Below are 22,466 nucleotides of genomic sequence, written 5' to 3'. Positions count from 1 at the left end.
GCGTGAACTACGGCGCGAGACGCGCTTCACGCGTCTGAACCAGAGACGCGTCCATCTTGTCGAGCACCACTTCGCCGCTCGGCCGCCGGAATCCGAGCGTCAACGCACCAGTCGGGCATTCGGCGACGCACGCGGAACAGCGGACACACTCGGGATCGACCACGGGAAGGTCCTTGTTCGCGAAGTTCATCACGTCCACCCCCGCGTGGCAGACCCGCGTGCATTCGGTGCACGACGTGCACAAGGCCTTGTCGGGGAAGATCCGGAAGCGAGTGCCGCGCGCGTAGATGTGCATCAGTGCGCCAAGCGGGCAGGCAAACCGGCAGAAGGCGCGGCCGCTCAGGAAGAAACACAGCCCCAGCCCGAACACGCCGGCCATCATGACGTCGACCAGCCAGGCGTAGTTGAGGTACGGGACGGCGTTGTAGAACCAGCCGAAGCCAATCGCCGCCCACGAGGACGCCCCGTTGGCCCAGCCCCACAGGTGAAGTCCCAGCAGCGCGACGGAGAGGGCGAGCACACCCTGCCCCAGCATGTTCAGCCGGTTCCACTGCGGCCCGTGCGGCATCTTCTCGCGCTGCCGGTCTCCCACCGTCTCGGCCACGGCGCCCCACGGACAGATCCACCCGCAATACCCGCCCTTGCCCCATCGACGCACCATCAACGGGAGGATGGCAGCCAACTGCAGGGCCGAGATCTCGACCCAGAGCCACATCGGGCGATCGGCAAAGACGTTGGCCACGTTGAGCGGAAACGGCACGATGAGCCCGTACGCCCGCCAATAGGCCCGCTCATGCCCGCGGAACCCGTCAAGGCGTTCGAAAAGAGCGTCGGCTAGAACCCGCATTCGCTCGCCGGGCTCGAAGTAGCCGTTGCGGCCAGCCCACGGCAGGAGGATCTCGGGCAGCAGGCAGAGAAAAAACCACTGCACGAACATGAGCGAGAGCGTCTGCCACAGCACGTAGCGAGTACGCGTGCGCCGGATGCGCCGAATGCCGAAGATGGAGACGACCAGGGCATAGACGAACGTGAAGTAGAACGATGGGCGGCCAAGCGCCAGCTTGATCGTGTACAGCAGATGGGGTTCGGTACCAGCCCGCTGGCCAATCGCGCCGCCGATCGCATCGATCATGCGAGGCACGTCGTAGGGAAAGGCCTGGTACCTGGCCACGACCTGCTGGAACGGGAACTCGGGATAGCTGCCCTTCCAATGCAGGACCAGGAAGCACAACAACAGGGACAGTCCCAGCCACGCCCAGGTCACCGCGTCCCAATCGCCGCGCAGCGGCAGATGCGAACGCCTGAAGAACCCGGCCGGCCCCTCGCGGCCGATCATCGCGAACACGGCGTGGTTCGGGATGGTCGTCTGCCGCTGGTCCGCATCGAGCAGCGTGACCGTGGCGGGTTCGATGCGGGCGACAGTGGTCGCCGGCAGGATCTGAATGGACCCCGGCCCCTCCGGGCTCTTCATGGTCCTCATCGTCGCCGTCGTCACATAGGGTGACACCGGAGCCTCGATGTGTACGTCGGCGGATGGATCTCGCTCCAGCGCGCGGAGCTTGTCGAGGTTCTCCCGGGACGGCTTCGAAAGCGCCGCCTGCCGATGACTCAGCGTGACCTTGGCACCGCAGGAGACCAGCGCGACGGCCGCCTCGACGGCGGCATTGCCACCTCCGACGACGAGCACCTGCTTCCTGGCGAATTCCTGCGGATCGTAGAGGCGGGTCTGGACCTTGTCCAGATGTCCGCCGGGGCAATCCAGTGTCCGGTGGATGCCGCGACGACCGATGGCCACCAGGACGCGTTGCGCCCGCGTCACGCTCGTGTCGGCGTGGTGCAGCCGGCATTCGTGGCCCGCCTGTTCGATGTGATCGATCCGCGAGACGATCGGCTCGATGCCTGCGGCCACGCGCTGGCGTTCGAGTTCGGCGAGCAGATCGGCCTTCTTGGATGCGGTGATCAGGAGGGCGCTCTCCGGGTCGCCGCCGGTCGGGTAGGCGTGAATCTCCATCCGCCCGGGAATGTCGGCGATCGTGGCAAACGCTCTTGTCGCGTCGTACACGGCACAACGGAGCCCGGCGCGCTGCGCCGCGATGGCCGCGGCGATGCCCGCTGCGCCGGCGCCTACGATGGCGACGTCGAGCACGCCGGGATCACTGGAGGCCTTGAAGCCAGGCTCGCTCAGGATGTATGTGATCGCGCTCGCGCCGCCTGCCGCCGAACGCTTGAGCAACGGCGTGCCGGCCAGATCGCCGATGATGCGAACGCCTGGGATGGCGGTGGTTCCGCCCGGGCCGGATTGCGGCAGCGGTTCAACCGTCCCGGCCGGCCATTGGGCGTGCAGCCATCGGCGATACGTCGCGAGCATCAGACGCGAGCTACCCTGAACACGCGTGCTGCACTTCTTCCACCGTCTTGGGAATGGGCGAACCGAGCACTCTGTGTCCGTCCTTCGTCACCAGGACGTCGTCTTCGATGCGGTAGCCGCGCGCGTCGCGATACTGCTCGACGGTGTCGTAGTTGATGAACGCGGCGCACGTCTTTGCGGCCTTCCACTGATCAATCAGCGCCGGGATGAAATAGAGTCCCGGCTCGACGGTCAGCACGAAACCCGGCTCGAGCTTCCGCGCGAGCCGCAGATAACCCAGGCCAAACTGCGTGCTGCGCGCCACACTGTCGTCGTAGCCGACAAACTGCTCGCCGAGATTCTCCATGTCGTGGACGTCCATGCCCAGCATGTGGCCCAGGCCGTGCGGGAAGAACAGCGCGTGCGCGCCGGCCGCCACCGCTTCGTCGACATCACCCTTCATCAGGCCGGCCGCCTTCAGATCGGTCGCGAACGTGCGCGCGGCCAGCAGGTGCACGTCCTTGTAGGGCACGCCTGGCTTGATGGCGTTGATCGCGCTCACCTGCACCCGGAGCACCATCTCGTAGATCTCGCGCTGGCGCGACGTGAAGGCCCCGCCGACCGGGATCGTGCGCGTGATGTCGCTGGCGTTGTGATTCGGCGTCTCCACGCCCGAATCCAGCACCATCGCGTCGCCGGCCTGCAGTTTGTTGAGGTGGAACGGATTGTGGAGCGTTTCGCCGTGCACCGAGCAGATCGGCGGGAACGAGAAGGCAAAGCCTCGCGCCGTCGCAATCCGCGCGATCTCGGCGACGATCTCGCGCTCGTAGCGCCCGGGGCGCGCAGCCGGCATCGCCGCCAGGTACATCTCGCGCGACACATTCACCGCCGCATCGATGTCGGCCACTTCGGCCGCGCTCTTATAGCTGCGGTGCGCCACGATGGCCTTGTGCAATGCGGCCGATCGGTAATCGCGCACCGCCGACGGGTGGAGCCCGAGCAGCCCTGCCAGTTTCAACGTGTGCTCGGGTCGATACGGCGCCAGGAAGTGAATGCGGCGCCCCTGGCCGATGGCCGCCGCCACGCGCGGCGCCAGCTCGCGTGCCGGCGCAACCGACGAGATGCCGGCCGGCCTGGCATGATCGGCCATGGTTGGCTGCGGGCCGTTCCAGACGATGTCGGCCACCGTGAGGTCGTCGCCGAACACCGTCTCTGTCCCCTCGTCGATGTCGATCGTCGCGGCCAGCCCCGGCTGGTCCACCGCGAAATAGTAGAGAAAGGTGCTGTCCTGACGGAACGCGTACGTGTTACCCGCGTAGTTCATCCCGACCTCGTCGTTGCCCAGCAGCAGGACGAGTCCGGATCCAACGCCTGTCCCGAGCCGGGCGCGACGTTCACGGTAGATGGCCGCATCAAACATATCTGATCACCTCGCGGGGGTCTGTCTCGTCGATAGTGTAGAACAGAAAGCTGTCAGGCTGGATTTCCACCACACCGTACTCCCATTCAGTTTCGTCCTGCCGACCAGGTGATGCCGCCATCCAGGGTGACAAAGCGGCGGCCGTCGCGCGCGGTTACGATCGCCGAGCGGCCGTCAGTAGCCTCCACCGCGACCAGATCGACGCGCTCGGGAAATGGGCGTGGCGTCCATCGCGCGCCGTCGGTCGTGACGATGACGGAGGCATTGCGGCCAACAATCCAGCAGACGGTGGCAGACGCCGCAGAGCCCGCAAGAAGATCCGCCAGCACACCGGTCGATTGTGCCTGCCACGTCGTCCCGTGATCGGTCGACCGGAAAACGCGATTACCCGGCTCGATGCGCCATGTGGCGGAACCGTCCGGAGACGCGATATCTCGCAGCACCGGGGCGGACACCTTCATCGCGAGTTGCTGTCGGGACGCGCCTGCGGCCTCGGCACGGGCGGCCGCCGGGACGGGAGCCGGAAGCGCCGCCGGGGCCGCGGCGAGACCCGCAGGCGGAGGCGCATCGAGGCGTGCCTCGTTTCCCGCGGTCGCACGACGTCCGGACACGCTCGCGACCTCTCTTGTCGCACGATCCGCGCTCGCGGCTCCAGATTCTCGTGGCGGAGTGCCGCGCCACTCCCTACTGGCGTCCGGTTCCGTCTTGATCGATCCGCCTTCCGGCAGTCGGATGTCCGCCATCACGTGCTCCGGGGCGGGAGACTGGTCTGCGCCCGAAGGCGGGACGCTCGAGGGGAAGTACGGCGCAATCACCGGACGGACGGCCACGTACATCACGACCATCGCCGCGACCGAGACGGGAACGAGCCACCGCATGGGCAGCGACCACCAGCGTTTCGATGCCATCGCTTGTGCGACGGCGGGTTCCGGCCACGCACGGGCGATGAACGCCAGCGCTTCCTGGCAGCGGTGGCAGTCCGAAAAGTGGACATCGAGATTGTCGCGTTCGCTGGCCGAGAGCGAGCCCTCCGCGTATGCAGCAAGCATGTCGGCACCGGGGCACGCCTCCGCATCCACACCCGGCTGCAGCGTGGCGCGCAGCAGCCGGTCCGTCTCGGCATCCCGCTGACGTTCCGTGCTCACGTGTGGCCTCCCCTCTAGAAGAACGAATCCAGCTCGATTTCTTGCACCGGCTCCGCAACACGAAGGCGTCATGCCGGCGGAAGCGCCTGCCCCAGATCGAACGCCTGATCCGTCCGTGCGCAGTCGAAGCAAGCGGCTACCTGCGCGTCTGAGAGCCGGTCGACTTCACGGAGCCGCCGTTCGACGGCCGCCCGCAGGTCACGGCGCGTCCGTTCCAGTTTGCGCGACACGGTCGCTTCCGATTCACGGAGCAGGCGTCCAGCCGCGGCCATCGTCAGTTCCTGCGCGTAGTAGAGCGAGAGTCTCAGCCGGGCACGCGCATCCAAGGCCGCCAGCGCCGCAAGCAGCGCCGCCCGGACGACTGGCTGGTAGCGGGCCCGATCGACGTCTGGCGGAAGGACATCGGCTGCCGGCTGCGCAAACCCGTCCCGTTCGGGCAGCGGTTCGAAACGCCGCGTGGCCCGATGATGATCGACCATTCGCTGCGCGAGGACCGCCCGCAGCCATCCGGCCAGCGAGCTTCGGCCATAAAAGTACTCGAACAACGACCGGCGGGATCCGTCGCGCTCCTGGATCCCAAACAGGTCGGCGTAGAGGGAATCGGACAGCTCGCGGGCCGTGTCCGGCGGAGCCACCTGACGGGCGGCACGAAGGAGAACAGGGCGAAACTCGGCGACGAAGTGCTCCCAGGCGACCGCGTTGCCGCGGACGCAGCCGCAGGCGAGTGCCAGATCCTCGAGTTTCAGCGACTCGAGGTACTGTTCGACCTCACGCGCCGACGGAGAGTAGCCTCGAAAGCGCTGACACGCGCTTCGGGAGAGACATGCGGCAAACTCCTGCTCGGTGATCGCCCATCGGTCCGCCTGCGCGATCTGGTGCAGACGCCGGACCGTTCCGGTATCGATGGAAACGTCGGGCGGGGTGGATCTGGTCGTCATCGTCATGCGCCGCGATCATCCTACACCCCGCCGGCGTCCCGATTGAGTATTGACGTAGCGGCTGCCCCTCGATACTGTTTGGCGGATTGCCTGCATCGATTCATCCCGACGTGTCCGTCGGCTGTCTGGTTCCCGCAAAGGAGTGATCGTATGCGCATGTGTCGTCCTCGTCCTCTTGCCAGGTTGCTCGCCGCGGTCGGCGTCCTGGCGCTGCTGCTGACGGTCGTATCTATCGATCTCGGCGCCCAGGCGCTCTCTCCCGATCTCGCGAAGACGTTCAAGTTCCGCTCCATCGGGCCTTCACGGCAGAGCGGCCGCTTCGTGGACTTTGCCGTTCCCGAAAAGGAACCGTGGACCATCTACGCCGCCACCGGGTCGGGAGGCCTGTGGAAATCGGTCAACAACGGCACGAGTTGGGAACCGATCTTCGACAACGAGGCGGTGATCTCGATTGGCGACATCGCCGTCTCCGCGTCAGATCCAAAGATCGTGTGGGTCGGCACGGGCGAGCATACGTCATCGCGCAGCACCTACTGGGGTGATGGCATCTACAAGTCGATTGACGCCGGCAAGACGTGGGTGAACATGGGCCTCAAGAACTCCCAGCACATCGGTCGTGTGCTCGTCGACCCGAAGGACCCGAACATCGTGTACGTCGCGGCGCTTGGCGCCCTGTATTCACAGAACGACGAACGCGGCGTCTACAAGACGATCGACGGCGGCAAGACGTGGACCAGGTCGCTCGAAGTGAAGGCCGACGGCCGGATGGTCGGTGCGGCTGACCTCGCCATGGATCCGGTCAACTCCAGGATCCTCTACGCGGCAACCTACGACAAGGAGCGCAAGCCGTGGACGTTCAACCTCGCGGGTCCCGGCGGCGGCATCTACAAGACGGTGGATGCCGGCAAGACGTGGACAAAGCTCGCGGGCGGGCTGCCGGGCGGCATGCTCGGCCGGATTGGCATCGACATCTACAAGAAGAACCCCCTCATCCTTTACGCGAACATCGAGAACGGCAACAAGCCCGGCATGTCGGATGCGGACCGTTTGGCCGAGCTGCGCGCGGGCAAGTCGAGCGACGGAATGATCGGCGAAGAGGTGTACCGCTCGGATGACGGCGGGAAGACGTGGAAGAAGGTGAACGAGAAGCTCGCGTCCGGACGCGGGGCGATGCCCACCGCGGTCGCCCAGGCTCCTGGCGACGCCCAGGCCCAGCAGCCGCCGCAACCTGCGCGGCAGGGCCGGGGGGGCGCGGCCGCACCCGCCGCGGCCGCCGGCACCAACGTGTCAATCGGCGGCGGTCCCGGCTACTACTACATGCAGATCCGCGTCGATCCGAACGACGCAGGTCATGTCTACGTGCTGACGGTCGGCGTGCTCGAATCGAAAGACGGCGGCAAGACGTGGACATCGCCCTTCCGGTTTGGCGGCGACAACCACGCGATGTGGATCGATCCGGCCAACTCAAACCACATGCTGCTCGGGTACGACCACGGCATGGGCATCACGTACGACGGCGGCAAGAACTGGTATCACCCGGACGAACTGCCGCTGGCGCAGTTCTACCAGGTGGGATTCGACTATCAGATGCCCTACAACGTCGCCGGCGGCCTGCAGGACAACGGCTCGGTCCGGGGGCCGAGCACCAAGCGCAGCGGCGGCCGCATTGTGTTCGAGGACTGGCAGACGGTGGGCGGCGGCGACGGTATGTACAACGTGACCGACGCGAACAACAGGTTCCTCTACAACGAATCACAGCAGGGATCGATCTCGAGGGTCGATCTCTACACGGGCGAGTCGAAGGGCATCCGCTACGCCGACAACACGCTCCGTTACGCGTGGACGGCGCCGATCCTGCTGTCGCCGCACGATCCGGCGACGGTCTACCACGGGGCGAACGTCCTGCTGAAATCCACGAACCGCGGTGACACCTGGACGGTCGTCAGCCCCGATCTCTCGAACAACGACAAGACGAAGCTCATCGTGCCCCCGCCCCCGGCAGTCGGCAAGGGCGGCGACGGCAACATTCAGTACCAGACCATCACGTCCATCGACGAATCCGCCCTCGTGCGTGACCTGCTCTATGTCGGCACCGACGATGGGAACGTGTGGGTGAGCAAGGACGGCGGCAAGAACTGGACGAAGCTGAACGACAAGATCGCCGGCAACCCCGGGTACTACGTGAGCCGCGTCATCGCGTCGCGGCATGCGCCGGGCACGGCGTACGTAAGCTACACCGGCCTCCGCAATGACGATTTCAGAGCTTTTCTCTACAAGACGACCGATTTCGGCGCCACGTGGGCATCGGTCACGGGCAACCTGCCCGCCAGGTCAGTCAACGTCGTTCGCGAGGATCCGTACAACCCGAATCTGCTGTTTGTGGGCGTGGACTGGGGTGTCTACGTCAGCCTTGACGGCGGCAAGAACTGGACGGAGCTCAAGAACGGCATGCCGACCCAGCCGGTGCACGATCTCCAGGTCCACCCGCGCGAGCACGAACTGATCGTCGCCACCCATGGCCGCGGAATCTTCATCACCGACATCTCGGCACTCGAGGAGATGAGTGGCGCGGTCCTTGGCCAGGACTTCTACCTGTTCGACGTGACGTCGAAAGTGAAATGGGTGACGCGTCGCGAGAACGTGTCGGCGTCGATCAACTACGCCGGACAGAGCGCGCCGAACGGCATCCTGATCAACTACTACCTCAAGGGCCCGGCCCAGGGTGACGTCGTGGTCAAGGTGATGCAGGGTTCGTGGGTGCTGGCAGAAACCAAAGGCCCGAATGCGGCTGGCATCAACCAGGTGCTATGGAATATGCGCGGAACGCTGGCGACGGCGCCAGGGGTGACCGCATCAGCCGGCGGCCGTGGCGGGCGCGGCGGCGGGGCGGGCGCTGGCGGCCTCGGTGGCGGGCGGGGCGGGCAACAGACTCCGCTGGCCTATGCGACGTTTGGCGGCAACGTTCCGGCCGACGCCGGCGAGTACGTCATCAGCGTCACCGCCGGCGGCAAGACGATGACGCGGAAGGCGAACATCCTCGAGGACGTCTGGTTCGACAAGGTTTACTGAGCCAGTTCCTCGTATGCGGCGGTCAGCACGCGCGGGATCAGCGGGCCGTGATCCGGGAAGCCCTTCAGCGGATCTGAAATCCCAAGGATCGCGTCCCGCGTCCTGCCGGCCTTGATCTCACCTCGGACGAACTCGAGCAGGGCGCCCAGGTAGTCCCGCATGTAGGCGAGGTCCGCCTTGCTGCCGGTTACCTGGAACTTCGGATTCGCGTGGCCGAAGATGTAGATAGTGTCGGCGGCGTGATCGGCGGCAACGACATCAAGGATCTTCGTCCAGCTGGCGATCGACGCGCCGGCGGGCTTGTCGATGTACGGGTGGCTCCGATTGAAGACCAGATCGCCCATGTGGACGACGTTCGCCTTCTCGAAGGTCACGACGGAATCGCCGCTGGTGTGCGCCGGTCCGTAGTACTTGAGCGCCATCGTGTCGGCGCCGACGGTCTCGCGCCACGTCGTCGTGTAGGTCGTATCGGCCACGACGATCTCCGGCGCCGGCGCATCCGGCCTGGCCGCAGCGGCACGCGCCGCGGCCTCGCGCTGCAGTCTCGGCTCGTTGACGTGCGCGAGGATCTTCTTCACCGCCGGCCTGAAGACGGGGTTGCCGCCGGTGTGGTCGCCGTGGTGATGGGTGTTGACCAGGTAATCGATGATCCTGCCGCCGCTGCGCTCTTTGATGCCATCAAGGCAGATCTTCGCGGTGGCCGGCATCTGGGCATCGATGACCACCACGCCGTCCTTGGAGATGTGGTAACCAATCGTGCCGCCCTGGCCGGTGAAGAAGCCCACCGTGCCGCGGAGGGCGGTGAACGCCGTCTGTGGCGCCGCTTGCGTGGCTTGCGCAAACAACCGGCGGACATTGAGCGTCGAGGCGGCGAGCGCCAGCGACGAGGACGTCAGGAACTGACGACGATTCAGGGACATCGGCGGGCCTCCTTCCGTAACAACAACCGGTTTCAGCACGTGTTCCGGCGCCCGGATCTGGCCGCCGTCACCAGGCCGTGAAGCCCTCTCTCAAGACTCCATTGTAGCCGGTCGACACGCATCCGATACCGGCGGGTCGCTTCCTGTTCCCACACCGAAGCCACCACGGGGGGGCTACGAGATTCGCGTGTCCGTAGGGGCACGGCATGCCGTGCCCTCCCTGGCGCGACGAATTGCACCCCGGCGGAACAGGTGGACTTCCGAACAACTGGAAGGCGATGCACCTACACAGATACACTGGGTGGATTCCAAGAGGCATGCAGATGGCGATAGAAGACCAGGCCAGCCTCGAGCTGACCGCAGAGCAGATGCAGCAGATGGGCGAGGAGACGCTTGCGCACGTCGTGGCGCACGTGGCCAGCCTCCATTCACAACCGTCACGTGGCAACGTGGACGCGGCCGACCTGTGTCTGTCGCTGCGCGAACCGGCGCCCGAACACGGATCCGACTTGGGGTCTCTGCTCGGCCCGCTCTTCAACGACTGGATTCCACGGTCCTTCACCACGCCGGGCCCGGGCTATCTGGCGTTCATCCCGGGAGGCGGGCTGTATCCGGCCGCGCTCGCCGACTTCATCAGTGCCGCGACCAATCGCTACACCGGCGTCTGGCTTGCCGCGCCTGTGCTGGTCCAGCTCGAATCCAACGTGCTCGACTGGTTTCGTGCGTGGATGGGATTTCCGGAGACCGCGCGAGGACTGCTGACGACGGGCGGATCGATGGCGGGGTTCAACGCGATTCTCTGCGCGCGGGAACGGGATCTTGGTGACGATATCCGGCGCGGTGTGCTTTACACGTCCACCCACGCGCATCACTCGATTGAGAAGGCGGCGCGGCTGGCTGGCATCAGGCCGGATCGGATTCGGCTGATCCCGGTGGATGCCGCGTTCCGCATGCGAATTGACGCGCTCGAGCACGCGATCCGGGACGACCGCGCGCGCGGCCTGCGTCCCTTTCTGGTGGCGTCCTCGGCCGGCACGACGAATACGGGGGCCGTGGACCCGCTCGACGCAATTGCCGATCTCTGCGCCATCGAACACGTGTGGCACCACGTCGACGGGGCGTACGGCGCGTTCTTCCACATGTGCGAGCCGCTTCGACCGCTGCTCTGCGGCTTGTCCCGGGCCGATTCGCTGACGCTCGATCCGCACAAGGGCCTGTTCATGCCTTACGGCATCGGCGCCCTCCTCGTGCGCGACGGCGCCTGGCTCCGCAGCGCACACGCCGTATCGGCCGGCTATCTGCCCGGCACGCCCGACCCGGATCTGTTCTACGACCCAAGCCAGTACGGGCCTGAGTTGTCGCGGGGATTCCCGGGACTAAGGGTGTGGCTCTGCCTGAAACTGTATGGCGCCGAGCGGTTCCGCGCGGCCCTTGCCGAGAAGCGGGCGCTCGCAGTCCAGGCGGCCGAGCGCATCTCGCGCCTGCCCGGCGTGGTGATGGTAGCGCCTCCGCAGTTGTCGCTCTTCGCGTTCCATCTCTCGTGGCCGGGCGCCTCACTCGAGCAGGAGAACGCCGCGACCAGGGCGCTGCTGGAACGCGTCACGGTCCGGGGCCGCGTGATGATCACCGGATGTTCTGTCGACGGCCGGTATCTCGCGCGCGTCTGCGTCCTCAGTTTCCGCTCGCGCCAGGCGCAGATTGACGCGTGCGTCGAGGACATCGCCGCCGAAGCCGCCGTGCTGTGTGGCTAGAACTTCTGCCTCGATCGGACCAGTGATGGGCCGGCCGGCCCCGATGTCCGCTTGGCGGAAATATCGCCAGGCAGCAGTGGGCGTTCGGCCAGCGTCAATTCCACCTGGCGTGGCTTTCCATCGCGGACGACGGTCAGGCTGAGCGCCGAACCCACCTTGAGGGTTCCCAGCAGCTGACTGAGCTTCCGCGGTTCGTCGAGTTGGATGCCATTCGCCACGGTAATGATGTCACCGCCCAGCAGGAGCGGCTGTCCCGTAATCACCAACTCGAACTCGCCGCCATGCAGTCCCTGCAGATCGGCCGGGCTGCCAGGCTCGACCACTTCGACGAGAAACCCGTCCACCAATGGCACGCGAAGCAGTTCCTTGAGCACCGGCACGACGAATTGCCCCTGGACGCCGAACCACGGCCTGATCACTCGCCCGTTGGTCAGGAGACTTGGAATGACGGACTTGATGAGATTGGCCGGCACGGCGAAGCCGATGCTCTGAGCGTCCGGCAGATTCGCCGTCGTGATTCCGACCAGGGCGCCGCAACGGTCGACGAGTGGGCCACCGGAACTTCCGGGGTTGATGGCGGCATCGGTCTGGATGAGCGGTTCGGTCAGCGACCAGGTCGATCCGGGCAACATGCGATTCACGGCCGACACGATTCCGCGCGTCAGCGTCTGTTCGAGACCCAGCGGGTTGCCAATCGCGTACACATCGTCGCCGACCAGCAGGCGCTCTGAATCTGCCAGATCCGTGACGGGAAGCGTGCCGGAGTTGGGCTTGGGAATGCGGATCAGGGCGATGTCAAACTGAGGATCCGCGCCGACCAACTGCGCAGGCAGGGTGACGCCGCCATCCAGGGTGACGGTGAGCAACTGCCGTCCGTACACCACGTGCGAGTTGGTGAGGATCAGGCCCGAGGCGTCGATGATGACGCCCGATCCGCTCACGTGCTCGATACGATGGTCGATGTCGTACGGGTTGATGGTGGACGACGAGATCGCGACGACGCTGGGCGACACGCGCTGATAGACCGCCGAAAGAGGCTCACGGCACGGCTCCACGGCAGCGGCCTGGCCGCCGGAGGCGATGGCCGGATCAGCCCCGGCGAGCCCCATCACGGCGAAACAGGCGGCGATTCGGACACCCGAGACGGTACTCACGCGCAGGCGGGCAGCGATGTTCATGGTGATACTCCTCTGGCGACGGGGTCCGCTTCCTTGATGCCGATGGGAGCAGTTGCGCGCTGGTGACAAACAGGGATATCCCTCACTATGGCTTACGCCTGGCGCGGGATCGGCATTTACACCCCGCGCTAACGGCTCAGTAACGCCATCAGATAGCGCAATTCGCCGCCTTTGGTCCCCGAGCCAGCGTATGATACGGGCGCGTTCAACGAGGAGACGAGATGATTCTCACCAGCCCGGCCGCGACCGCCGCGCCCACCCCGGATCGATTCCCTGTCCGAATCTGGCTCATCGCGCTCGCCGGATGGATGTTCGATTTCTACGACCTCGTCCTGTTTTCCTTCCTGCTTGTTCCGATCGGCCGCGATCTCGGGCTCACCAATGCGGAAGAGGCCGTGTTGCTCGGCGTGGCGCTCGGCGCCTCCGGCATCGGCGGCATCTTCTTCGGCTATCTCGCGGATCTGTACGGCCGCCGCAAGGTGATGACCTGGACGATTCTCATCTACTCGATCGGCACGGCGCTCACCGCCTTTTCGACCGGGTACTGGACGGTCCTGGTCTTCCGTTTGATCACGGGTCTTGGCGTCGGCGGCGAATGGGCGGTCGGGCACGCGCTGCTGGCCGAATCGTCCCCGCAGAGGATGCGCGGCCGCGCGTCTGCCCTGCTCCAGGCCGGCGAACCCATCGGCGTCGGGCTTGCGGCTGTCGCGGGATTCCTGCTTGCACCTGCGATCGGGTGGCGAGCCGTCCTGCTGGTCTCGTCGGCAACGGTCATGATCGCGTTCATCGCGCGGCGTCACTTGCCGGAATCCGTCCTGTGGAATGCCCAGCGAGACACGCACCTGTCGCCGGTCGCCGCCATGCGCGCCATCTGGCAGCGGAACCTCGTGTCGGTCTGCGCGCGGGGCTGGATTCTCGGCACCTTCAAACTGGGCACATACTGGACCTGCTACACGTGGCTCCCCAAGTTCCTCCAGCAGGAATTCCACCAGCCCATCGGCCGATCCACCCTGTGGATGCTGACGGCGCAGCTCGGTCAACTTCTCGGCATGCTCGCCTTCGGCACGCTCGCCGACCGCTACGGGAGACGAATGCTCTTTACCGGCTACTCCCTCCTCACGGCCGCAGCCATCTACCCGCTGGCCTTCCACTGGCAGTGGCTGCTCACTGAGCCGCTGCTCTTCTGGAGCGCGCTCTTCTGCCTGGGCCTCGGATCGGGATGCACGGCAGGCTTCGGCGCCTTGCTGGCCGAACTGTTCCCGACCGACGTCCGCAACTTCGCCATGGGCGCCACCTACAACATGGCGCGGGGCGTTCAGTTCTTCGCGCCGATTCTCGTCAACCAGGTGGTCGTGATCTACGGACTGACCGGCGGATTGAGCGTCCCGATGCTGCTCGCGCTCGCGACGGCTACGTGGGTCTGGACGCTGCCAGAGACGCGGCACCGCGACTTGTCGGCCATCCCCACGAAGTAGTGTCCTGAAGGACTTTGCGCCAGAGTTCTCCATAGAATGAATCGAGCGGGACACAGCGTGCACCTTGTCATCACTGATTCGGGACTCGGCGGTCTCGGCATTTGTGCCGCCATCGAGAGCGCGCTTCGGCTGTCCGGCAACGCGGCTGGCGTCCGGTTGACGTACTTCAACGCGTGGCCCGAACAGGGACGCGGATACAACTCCCTGCCCGACCAGGTCTCCCGGCTTGCGTACTTCGATTCTGCGCTCGCTCAAATGAACCAGCTGCGGCCCGACCGGATTGTCATCGCCTGCAACACGCTCTCGGTGCTCTTCGACCGCACCATGTTTGCACGCACCTCGGCAACCCCGGTCGTCGGCATCATCGACTGCGGCGTGGCTCTGTTCCACGACGCGTTGAGCGCCGAACCGGGAAGTTCCATCGCGCTGTTCGGCACGCGCATTACGATCGAGTCCGGCGTGCATCGCGATCGGCTCGTGCAACTGGGGACGGCGCCGGAGCGGATCGTTCCGGTGCCCTGCCATGGCCTGGCGGTGGCGATCGAGCAGGACGCTGGCGGCGCGGAGGTCGAGCGCTTGATCGACCAGAGCGCGTCCCTGGCGGCGGCATCCCTGCCGCAGAGTGGAGCGCTGTTCGCCGGGCTGTGTTGTACTCACTATGGCTACGTGGCGGATCGGTTTCGCACGTCACTCGAGCGCGCCTGCGGGCGCGCCGTCCGGACTCTTGATCCGAACATCGCCCTCGTACGACTGGTCGTTCCAGCATCTGTCGCGGCATCGCCTGGCGCGTCGAGCGGCGCGATCCGGGTTGACGTGATATCAAAGGTGGCGCTCGACGAGCGCACGCAAGACGGAATCGGACGGCTCGTCGCGCCAGTCTCTCCGGCAACCGCGCGCGCCTTGCAGTCGTATGCGCATGTGCCAGGTCTGTTCTGATTTGTCAGCGGAGATACAGCATGAGGGTTCTTCTGCTTACCGGCCCCGGCGGCGACGCGCAAGGATGGGGCGACAACAGCGTCACGCAATCGGTTGCCGACGCGATCGGCGCGTCCGGATACTCGGCGTCGATCGCCTACGTGGAAACCGAATCGGAGTTCCTCGCCCGGCTCGACCGGGGAGGATTCGACATCATCTGGAGCGCGCTCTACCACATCACGCCGAACGACAAGTTCATCGGCCGCAACGAGGGCGGCATGTGGGTGGCTGATGTGCTCGATGGCCGGTCGATCCCGTACATCGGGTCGAACAGCCAGACGATGAAGGACATGATCGACAAGTACCACACCCACGTCGCGCTCGCGCGCCGTGGCGTACCAGTGCCCGCCCACCATCTGCTGCGGAGCACTGACGATATGTCCGTCGTTCGGTATCCGGCATTCGTCAAACCGATGTGCGAGTCGCGCTCGGTCGGCATCTCGGATGACAGCGTCGTGGACAACGAGGAGCAATTGAGGCGCCAGGTGGCCTACATCGAACGCGAGTTCGACGAAGCCGCCCTTGTCGAGGACTTCATGCCCGGCGACGAGTTCACGGTTCTCGTGCTGGGCAACGGCGACCATCGCGAATGCCTGCCCGGCCTGGTAACGGTCGATGCGCAGCACTACGGCAAACACAAGGTCCTGCGGAGCGACCTGCGCGGCGTCGGACTCACACACATCCATCCTCCCGGGCCACGATCCGACGAGGCACAGGCGCTGGCCACGCAGACGGCCAACGCGATGAACTGCCTGGATCACGTCCGTATCGACGTCAAGACCGATGCCGGCGGCGCGCTCAGGATCATGGAGGTGAACGGGATCCCGGGTTTGAAGCCGCACAAGAGCTGGGGGCCTCAACTCTATACGCTGCATCACCACTCGCCCGGCGGCGAGATGGAAGACTATCGGCTCCTGGTCAAAGCGGTGGTCGATTCGGCACTGGAGCGGTACGGACTGTAGGGGCGCGTGAAGTATTCCTCCACCATCCGAGACGCCTCACGCGGGTAACCCGTCGGCCCGCCCGCCATCGTCGCGGTGAGGAAATCTCTCCACAACTCCACGTGCTGCATCGTCGTGATGCGGTTGCGGAACATCGCCGCGGCCTTCTGGGGCTCCGTCTTCATCCGGGCGAGGATGCCGGACACCTCTGCGGTAAAGCCCGCGGTGCCGTAGTTCGCGAGGTACGCGTGCCAGGCCCGATCGGGCCCGGACGCGGTTCGAAACGGTTTCGAGAGGATTGTCATGGTCTTGCTGAACGCCGCGTGTTCCTGCCTGTCGAGCCGGCGGAGTCCACTGTCGGTGATGCGATACGGAACCAGTTCGAGGCCGGCGATCCGCTTTCCGTCAAACTGCAAAGACACGCAGAAACCAATCTTGCGGTGGAACAACTCCGTGTGCTGATAGAACAGGAAATTGCCGAGGCTGTACACGATGGGCCGGCCGTTATGCCATTCGATTCCCTGCGGCACGTGCGGATGATGCCCGATGACGGCATCGGCGCCGGCGTCAATCATGGCGCGGAAGGCTGTCACGACGTACGGCGGCGGATAGGGCACGTATTCCAGGCCGCAGTGCGCGATGGCGATGACGACGCCCCTGGCCTTCCTGCGGTTGCGGATGGCGGCAACGGCCCGCGGAATGTCCCAGCCGAACACGCCTGGTCCGCCGCGCGACGCTGTCAGATCTTCGCCTTCGCTGATGTTGACCAGGTGGATGGCCAGGCCGTTGCGCTCGAGCGAGAGCGGCGCGTGGGCTTGATCCTCGGTGAGGCCGGCGCCGACGGTCGCCACGCCGCTGCGCGCCAGCACCCGCAGCGTCTCGCGAAGCCCGCGCACGCCGTAATCGAGGACGTGGTTGTTGCCGAGACACGCGACGTCGAAGGGCACGGCGGTCAGACCCTTGACGTGCCCGGGGGCGCCCTTGAACACCGCGCCGCTCTTCCACACGGGTTTCGCGGCCGTGGTCAGCGCGCACTCGCAGTTGACAATGCGGAGGTCGGCCTGGCGGAGCACGGGCAGCAGATCGCCATACGCGGCTTCGGGATCTTCGCGCACAAGCGAATCAAACGCGCGAATCGGGGCCCAATCTGACGCCACGAGGACGGTTGTTCGCGGTTTCCGCCCGGACCGACGTGAGGGGGTGGTTGTCGCCCGTTGGCCCGAGTGTGTCATTTCTTCATTCTTGCTTCTTGCTTCCTGGTTCTTGTCTCGTCATTCCGGCGAAAGCCGGAATCCAGCCAGCGTCTATGGCACAACCCGAAACGCCGTCAGCAACTCCGTCTCCGCCGATCCGACCTTGGCGCGCACACGCAGAAGGTATGTGCCTTGTCCGAGGCTGCCGACGGGCAGTTCAAACCGCGCCCGCCCGTTGACCAGGTCGGGCACCGGGAGCGCCGTCAGTTCGCGCCCGTCTCGGGTCATCACGTGCGCGTCGAGTTTCGGTGTCTCGCCCGTCCCGGGCGTGTAGCACTCTGCATCGACCAGCACGCGGTCGTTGTGTCCGAACTGGCGCACCACCGCCGGCACCGGATCTCTGGCCGCACGAATCGTCCGGAACTCCGCGAGGGACCTTGAACGGTAGAACTTCGGCGTGGCCAGTGACACCGGGGCCATCGCAAAGTCGGGCACCGTGAGCGCCTGGGTCCAGCGGTCCGCCACGCTGTTGTCGGCGGTGCGCGCCGAGTATCGAAGTTCATACTCTCCAGGATCCAGCGTGAAGATCTCGACAGGGCGTTCCGCCTTTGCGTCCGCCGCGGCCGTCAGTGTGTGCACGGGCCCAACGGGTGCTCCTCCCTTTGCGGACACGATTTCCACATCCAGCCTGTTGATGGGCAGCGGACGGGCGATGTCGGGGAGAGCCCAGGTCACCACCGCCCGGGGGCGGCCATCGCCGCCACGCGAGAGCCCGACCCAGATCTCCACAGGCCGGCGGCCGGGCTCCGTCGTCTTGAGGAGATCCTGCGCGCTGGCGACACCTGGCGGTAGCGTCCTGGCCGCCGCCACGGCCGCAGCCTCCATTTCCTTGGTGCTTGGCGCCCAGTAACCCCGGCGCGCGAGCACCCGAACGCCTGATCGGCGCACCTTCACGCTGATCTTGTGGTACTTCCCGTCATCGGTCGCCCTCGTCGGCATGTACCCGAGCACGTAGTAGGCGCTGGTTTCGTTGAGTACCTGCGCCATGCCAAGTTCCATCGCGTTGGTGTTGACCACCGCGCGCCCGCCCGTCTCGCCGGCAAGCTGGAAGAGCGACGCGCGCGCGTCTTCGCGGATGGGCATGCCGAGGCTCTCGGGATCCACCGCGTCGATGGTGACATTGGCGCGAACGGCGGCGTCGATCACGACCTGCATGTCTTCGCGCAGACTCGGCTGTCCGATGCCGAACAGGATCGGCGGGCCCTGGCTCACGAAGATGACCGTCTTTCGGCCTTCGCGCAGGCCGCCGAGTTTCACGCAGAGGCCGGCCAGCGCGGAGAATGTCACCTGCGCGCGCATCCTCCGCGGATTCTCCGATCTGAGCTGGGCTTCCTCGAGAAGGCTGCGCACCGGATAGTACTCTCCCTGGCGGCCTTCGAACTTCGCCACCACGTCGAGCAGTTCCTGCTTCACGCGTGTGAAGCGCAATGCGTCGAGCGGCGTCAATGGATCCATCATCGCCACGAGATCGGTCGGCCAGAGCCGCTCGATAAAGTCCTTCAGTGCGCGGCGGATGGGAATGGTGATCGCCGGGTGTTTGTCGACGTGGTAGTCATCGAGGAAGATCACGAACACGCGCACGTCTTCGCGGGCCGCTTCGGCTTCGGCGTGCTCCTGGGACCGAATCGCCAGCGACTCCTCGTCGCCTTGCGGCCGCCGCCCGTCGAGTCGTACGTACCGGAGTTGATCGACCTTCTGCGGCACGCCGTCTTCTGAGACGTCGAAATCGGCGGCCTGCAAGTCGGCTATCAGCAGGTCGCCCCGGCCCAGCACGGTCACGTCGACGCGGACAAGCTTGACGCCGGCCTTGAACACCGGCGGTGGCTGCTGCGGAGCGGCCTGCGATTGATCGGCGGCAGCAGTTGTCAAGGGCCCCCGGGGCGCGCCTCCGGGTGCCGCGGCCAGCGCCGCAGCCGCCAGGACGACGAGCATCGGAGTGACGGACTTTCGCCGCATGGGGCTGAACCACTCTCCCAGGATTCCGCACGTTCCCACTCCTGGAAGGCCTTGACGCGTTTGTTTGAACGGTATCATCAGACCCCCGGCCGGGTCCAACCGCGCCACCACGCGCCGGGCGCGGCGCCGCGTGGGGCGGGCGCGCAGCCTCTGTCTGCTATAGTGTGCGCCGGAGTCTCGCGTCTCTCGACAGGAGGACCTCATGTCTGTTGCGAAGCGTTCATATGTGTCTCACGCGGTGTTGACTCTCGTTCTTGCGGCCGCGATCAGTGTGGCCGGTTCTGCCCAGAATCCGCCTCCAGCCCAGAACCCGCCGGCAGGCCAGGCGGCAGCCGCCCGACCGCAACGGGAAAATCCGCGGGCAAAGGTCCCGATGGATCCGGATCGGGCCAGAGCCCTCTACGTATCGAAGGACCCCACCCATCAGTCCCTTGGCACCGACTACCAGCGCGATATCGATGCGCGAGTGGCGGCGGAGGCCAGGTATCCAGAACTCTGCAAGGGCATCATCGATTTCAAGAAGGTCACGTATCGGAGCAGCGTCGGCGACATGGACATCCCGGCCTACCTGTTCCAGCCGCTGCAGAAACGCGGTGCGAAGGGCCATGCCGCCATGGTCTGGGTCCACGGCGGCGTGCACGGCAACTGGGGCATCACGATGTTCCCGTTCGTCAAGGAAGCGGTGGAGCGCGGCTACGTCGTGATCGCGCCCGACTACCGCGGGAGCACGGGCTACGGGGAGGCGTATCACCAGGCCATCGACTACGGAGGCTACGAGGTCGACGACGTGGTGTCGGCCGCGGACTACCTGAAGACCCTCCCGCACGTCGATCCGGAGCGCCTGGGGATCATGGGGTGGAGCCATGGCGGATACATCACGCTGTTCTCCGTGTTCCGTGAGAAGACGCCGTTCGCGGTCGGCGCCGCCATCGTGCCGGTAACCAATCTCGTGTTCCGGCTCTCGTACAAGGGCCCTGGCTACCAATGGGATTTCGCCACACAGAAACGGATTGGCGGGCTGCCCTTCGAGAAACAGGCAACCTACATCGAACGATCGCCGCTCTATCACGTGGACAAGCTCCACGTGCCGCTCCTGGTCCATGTCGCGACAAACGACCAGGATGTGAACTTCGTTGAGGATCAGCAGATTGTGGATGCGCTGCGATCACGCAAACCGGATCTCGCGGAGACGAAGGTCTATGTCGATCCGGCGCCGTGGGGATCGAGCGTCGGCCACGCCTTCAGCCGCCGGGTTGATTCCACCACGCTGCAGCGCGTGGATTCTCCCGCGCAGATCGATTCGTGGAACCGCACCTGGGTGTTTCTCGAGTGGGTCCTGCGCCCGTACGAGGATCGATCGAAGCCGGCGCCCCCTGTGCGGGTGCGCTAACTGCCGACTTTTCGCAGCGTCCGGACGACACGCCCGACAGGTTTGCCGTCGACGCTGACCACGACACGCACGAGGTGGTCGCCGGGGGGAAGCGAACCGAGCGGGATCGCGGCGAGCGCAACCCGGCGGCCATCGCTACCCGGCGAGCCCACCCGGGCTGGCGCCGTCGCCACGACCGGGCCGGATGCCGACGCCGCAATCTCCACGGCCGCTGTCACTGCGGAGGTGTTCGGCACGCCATACACCTCGAAGGAGCCGAGCGCGCCGGTCTCGCTCTCGAAGATCAGCCGCGGCGCAAAGGCCTGCCCGCTCGCTATCCCAAACACCAGCGCGCTCATCTGCACAGCCCCGTCACCCTTCTCGAGCTCCACGGCAAGGTTCTGATCGACAGTGCCACCCCGGCCCGCCCCGTCTGTCGCTGCCACTCGCATGCGATACGTCCCGGGCCGTACTGTAAAGCCGGCCACCACCGGCCGGGCGCCAAGATCAGTCGGTTGCGAGGTCCACTGCACGACCAGTTTGCCCTTGTCGTCGAAGAGTCCGACGGCGGCCGACGCAAGGGGCAGGCTGGCTTCGAATGGCTCGAGCATCACCACGATCTTCAGGTCCTTGCTGCCGGCATCACGGGCGGGACACGCCACGGCCCGAATCGAGAGGTCGCGATACGCCGTTGCGACGCGGAGCATGTCTCGCGCCGACAGCGCCTTGGTGCCAGCCGCTGCTCCGGCGCTCTTGGCGATCTGAACCTCAGATCGCGCCCGGACTTTCACGTTCTCGCGGGTCACGCGAAGCTCCACGCGTGCGGCCGAGCCTGACCGCTCGGCCGCGTCGGGTTCGAACGAGGCCAGATAGTAGGCCGACGTCTCGCGCCCCACTCTCGCCATCTCGGCCTTGGAATCGCCAGACAGCCGAATCAACGCGTTACCAGACGCGCCAGCGAGCGTCTCGATCCCGGTGTCGGATGCGGCAGTCGAGCCGCCTTGAACGTCGGGTGGAAGGTAGACGGCGTACAAGTCCGCGGATGTCTTGTATGCGGCGGTCGAGATGTCATTGAACGCGCTTCGCCGGATTTCGCACGCCACCGCTCCTCCGCTGAAGGTCTTGCTGACGATGGCATCGGTGACGATGGGCGGGGCGAGTCCGCCGGAGATGAAGACGATGGTTGTTCGGGCGCCACCGGGGAGGCTGGCCATCACGCTCTGGATCGCGCCGAGAGAACGTTGCGTCCTGCAGGCAACATCCGCCGCGGCCTGGGATTGCGAGGCCTGGCTGACGAACTTCCCAACCGCGGTCCGAATGCCGTCATGCTGCGTGGTGGGGCCCGGTTCGAACTTTCCCTTGGAGATGACGAGGAGGCTGACCACATCGCGCACGGTCAGATTGTCCAGCAGCGCGTCCACGGCGTCTTTCACCGTCTGTTCGCGGCCCGACGGAATCGATTCGTCCTCCAGCATGAGAATGACGTTCCGGCCTCCGTCTGACGGATGGTTGCTCGCAAACGGAGGCGCCAGCGGCGCGAGAGTGGTGCCATTGGCCGCGACCTGTCGGCTGCCAAGCCGAATCAGTTCGAGCGACTGGATGTCGCGTGCGCGGCCGCCAATCCTCAACGACACCTCGGCCGGCTTGAGATCGAGAACCGGGGCGCCGGCGCTCCCGACCGCCCGGAAATCAACGGTCACAAGTCCAGCCCCTCTGGCGGCTTGATCCT

15 protein-coding genes are annotated in these 22,466 nt (G+C 65.8%); 6 read left to right on the top strand and 9 right to left on the bottom strand.

The genetic code is table 11. From position 1 onward, the window contains the following. Positions 1 to 7: 7 nt before the first annotated feature. The 4 genes from NTV05_12705 to NTV05_12690 form a co-directional block, all read right to left on the bottom strand. Complete coding sequence (locus NTV05_12705) at positions 8 to 2,368, bottom strand: NAD(P)-binding domain-containing protein (GenBank protein ID MCX6545255.1); 2,361 nt, start codon at positions 2,366 to 2,368, stop codon at positions 8 to 10. Between the two features lie 10 nt (positions 2,369 to 2,378). After that, positions 2,379 to 3,767 carry an aminopeptidase P family protein gene (locus tag NTV05_12700; GenBank protein MCX6545254.1) on the bottom strand — a complete coding sequence of 463 codons (1,389 nt, stop codon included), beginning with the start codon at positions 3,765 to 3,767 and terminating at the stop codon, positions 2,379 to 2,381. A gap of 86 nt (positions 3,768 to 3,853) precedes the next feature. After that, positions 3,854 to 4,912, bottom strand: coding sequence for a zf-HC2 domain-containing protein (locus NTV05_12695; protein MCX6545253.1), 1,059 nt, complete (start codon positions 4,910 to 4,912; stop codon positions 3,854 to 3,856). A gap of 68 nt (positions 4,913 to 4,980) precedes the next feature. Next, the gene (locus NTV05_12690; GenBank protein ID MCX6545252.1) at positions 4,981 to 5,856 is read right to left on the bottom strand and encodes a sigma-70 family RNA polymerase sigma factor; all 876 of its coding nucleotides are present in this window, start codon (positions 5,854 to 5,856) and stop codon (positions 4,981 to 4,983) included. A gap of 144 nt (positions 5,857 to 6,000) precedes the next feature. Between NTV05_12690 and NTV05_12685 the strand changes: the two genes are divergently transcribed. After that, positions 6,001 to 8,919 (top strand): hypothetical protein, encoded by a 2,919-nt coding sequence (locus NTV05_12685; protein MCX6545251.1) that lies wholly within the window; start codon positions 6,001 to 6,003, stop codon positions 8,917 to 8,919. Here the strand turns inward: NTV05_12685 and NTV05_12680 are convergent. After that, entirely contained in the window at positions 8,913 to 9,839 is a 927-nt protein-coding gene (locus NTV05_12680; GenBank protein ID MCX6545250.1) for an MBL fold metallo-hydrolase, read from the bottom strand. The two genes, NTV05_12685 and NTV05_12680, sit on opposite strands and share 7 nt — an antisense overlap. A gap of 323 nt (positions 9,840 to 10,162) precedes the next feature. Here NTV05_12680 and NTV05_12675 point away from each other — a divergent pair, with 323 nt between their 5' ends. Beyond that, positions 10,163 to 11,590, top strand: a complete 1,428-nt coding sequence (locus NTV05_12675; protein ID MCX6545249.1) for an aminotransferase class V-fold PLP-dependent enzyme — start codon at positions 10,163 to 10,165, stop codon at positions 11,588 to 11,590. Here the strand turns inward: NTV05_12675 and NTV05_12670 are convergent. Then, positions 11,587 to 12,768 carry a trypsin-like peptidase domain-containing protein gene (locus NTV05_12670; GenBank protein MCX6545248.1) on the bottom strand — a complete coding sequence of 394 codons (1,182 nt, stop codon included), beginning with the start codon at positions 12,766 to 12,768 and terminating at the stop codon, positions 11,587 to 11,589. The two genes, NTV05_12675 and NTV05_12670, sit on opposite strands and share 4 nt — an antisense overlap. Positions 12,769 to 12,989: 221 nt before the next feature. Here NTV05_12670 and NTV05_12665 point away from each other — a divergent pair, with 221 nt between their 5' ends. Genes NTV05_12665 through NTV05_12655 form a run of 3 tightly spaced genes read left to right on the top strand, consistent with a single transcriptional unit; the run spans position 12,990 to position 16,180 of the window. Continuing rightward, on the top strand, positions 12,990 to 14,243 hold the full coding sequence (locus tag NTV05_12665) for an MFS transporter (GenBank protein ID MCX6545247.1): 1,254 nt from the start codon (positions 12,990 to 12,992) through the stop codon (positions 14,241 to 14,243). A 57-nt stretch (positions 14,244 to 14,300) separates the two neighbouring features. Then, complete coding sequence (locus NTV05_12660) at positions 14,301 to 15,179, top strand: aspartate/glutamate racemase family protein (protein MCX6545246.1); 879 nt, start codon at positions 14,301 to 14,303, stop codon at positions 15,177 to 15,179. A gap of 20 nt (positions 15,180 to 15,199) precedes the next feature. Further along, positions 15,200 to 16,180, top strand: coding sequence for an ATP-grasp domain-containing protein (locus tag NTV05_12655; protein MCX6545245.1), 981 nt, complete (start codon positions 15,200 to 15,202; stop codon positions 16,178 to 16,180). On the opposite strand, the gene NTV05_12650 is transcribed toward NTV05_12655, so the two are convergent. Continuing rightward, on the bottom strand, positions 16,123 to 17,316 hold the full coding sequence (locus NTV05_12650; protein MCX6545244.1) for a CapA family protein: 1,194 nt from the start codon (positions 17,314 to 17,316) through the stop codon (positions 16,123 to 16,125). The genes NTV05_12655 and NTV05_12650 overlap by 58 nt on opposite strands. 147 nt (positions 17,317 to 17,463) lie before the next feature. Continuing rightward, positions 17,464 to 19,368: a VWA domain-containing protein gene (locus NTV05_12645; GenBank protein MCX6545243.1), complete on the bottom strand. Its 1,905-nt coding sequence runs from the start codon at positions 19,366 to 19,368 to the stop codon at positions 17,464 to 17,466. Positions 19,369 to 19,570: 202 nt separating this feature from the next. Between NTV05_12645 and NTV05_12640 the strand changes: the two genes are divergently transcribed. Next, positions 19,571 to 20,758, top strand: a complete 1,188-nt coding sequence (locus NTV05_12640) for an alpha/beta fold hydrolase (protein ID MCX6545242.1) — start codon at positions 19,571 to 19,573, stop codon at positions 20,756 to 20,758. Here the strand turns inward: NTV05_12640 and NTV05_12635 are convergent. Then, on the bottom strand, positions 20,755 to 22,437 hold the full coding sequence (locus NTV05_12635) for a hypothetical protein (GenBank protein MCX6545241.1): 1,683 nt from the start codon (positions 22,435 to 22,437) through the stop codon (positions 20,755 to 20,757). The two genes, NTV05_12640 and NTV05_12635, sit on opposite strands and share 4 nt — an antisense overlap. Between the last annotated feature and the right edge of the window lie 29 nt (positions 22,438 to 22,466).

This window comes from Acidobacteriota bacterium, assembly GCA_026393755.1.
In the GTDB taxonomy this organism is placed as follows: Bacteria; Acidobacteriota; Vicinamibacteria; order Vicinamibacterales; family JAKQTR01; genus JBAXOX01.
Note: the sequence above shows the minus strand (reverse complement) of the source record. Positions and strands in the feature narration are given on the sequence as shown.

Excerpts from the sequence above, each read along its gene's own strand:
- NTV05_12705 (MCX6545255.1), bottom strand. The coding sequence starts at position 2,368 with ATGCTCGCGACGTATCGCCGATGGCTGCACGCCCAATGGCCGGCCGGG.
- NTV05_12700 (MCX6545254.1), bottom strand. The coding sequence starts at position 3,767 with ATGTTTGATGCGGCCATCTACCGTGAACGTCGCGCCCGGCTCGGGACA.
- NTV05_12690 (MCX6545252.1), bottom strand. The coding sequence starts at position 5,856 with ATGACGATGACGACCAGATCCACCCCGCCCGACGTTTCCATCGATACC.
- NTV05_12685 (MCX6545251.1), top strand. The coding sequence starts at position 6,001 with ATGCGCATGTGTCGTCCTCGTCCTCTTGCCAGGTTGCTCGCCGCGGTC.
- NTV05_12680 (MCX6545250.1), bottom strand. The coding sequence starts at position 9,839 with ATGTCCCTGAATCGTCGTCAGTTCCTGACGTCCTCGTCGCTGGCGCTC.
- NTV05_12675 (MCX6545249.1), top strand. The coding sequence starts at position 10,163 with ATGGCGATAGAAGACCAGGCCAGCCTCGAGCTGACCGCAGAGCAGATG.
- NTV05_12670 (MCX6545248.1), bottom strand. The coding sequence starts at position 12,768 with ATGAACATCGCTGCCCGCCTGCGCGTGAGTACCGTCTCGGGTGTCCGA.
- NTV05_12665 (MCX6545247.1), top strand. The coding sequence starts at position 12,990 with ATGATTCTCACCAGCCCGGCCGCGACCGCCGCGCCCACCCCGGATCGA.
- NTV05_12655 (MCX6545245.1), top strand. The coding sequence starts at position 15,200 with ATGAGGGTTCTTCTGCTTACCGGCCCCGGCGGCGACGCGCAAGGATGG.
- NTV05_12645 (MCX6545243.1), bottom strand. The coding sequence starts at position 19,368 with ATGCGGCGAAAGTCCGTCACTCCGATGCTCGTCGTCCTGGCGGCTGCG.
- NTV05_12640 (MCX6545242.1), top strand. The coding sequence starts at position 19,571 with ATGTCTGTTGCGAAGCGTTCATATGTGTCTCACGCGGTGTTGACTCTC.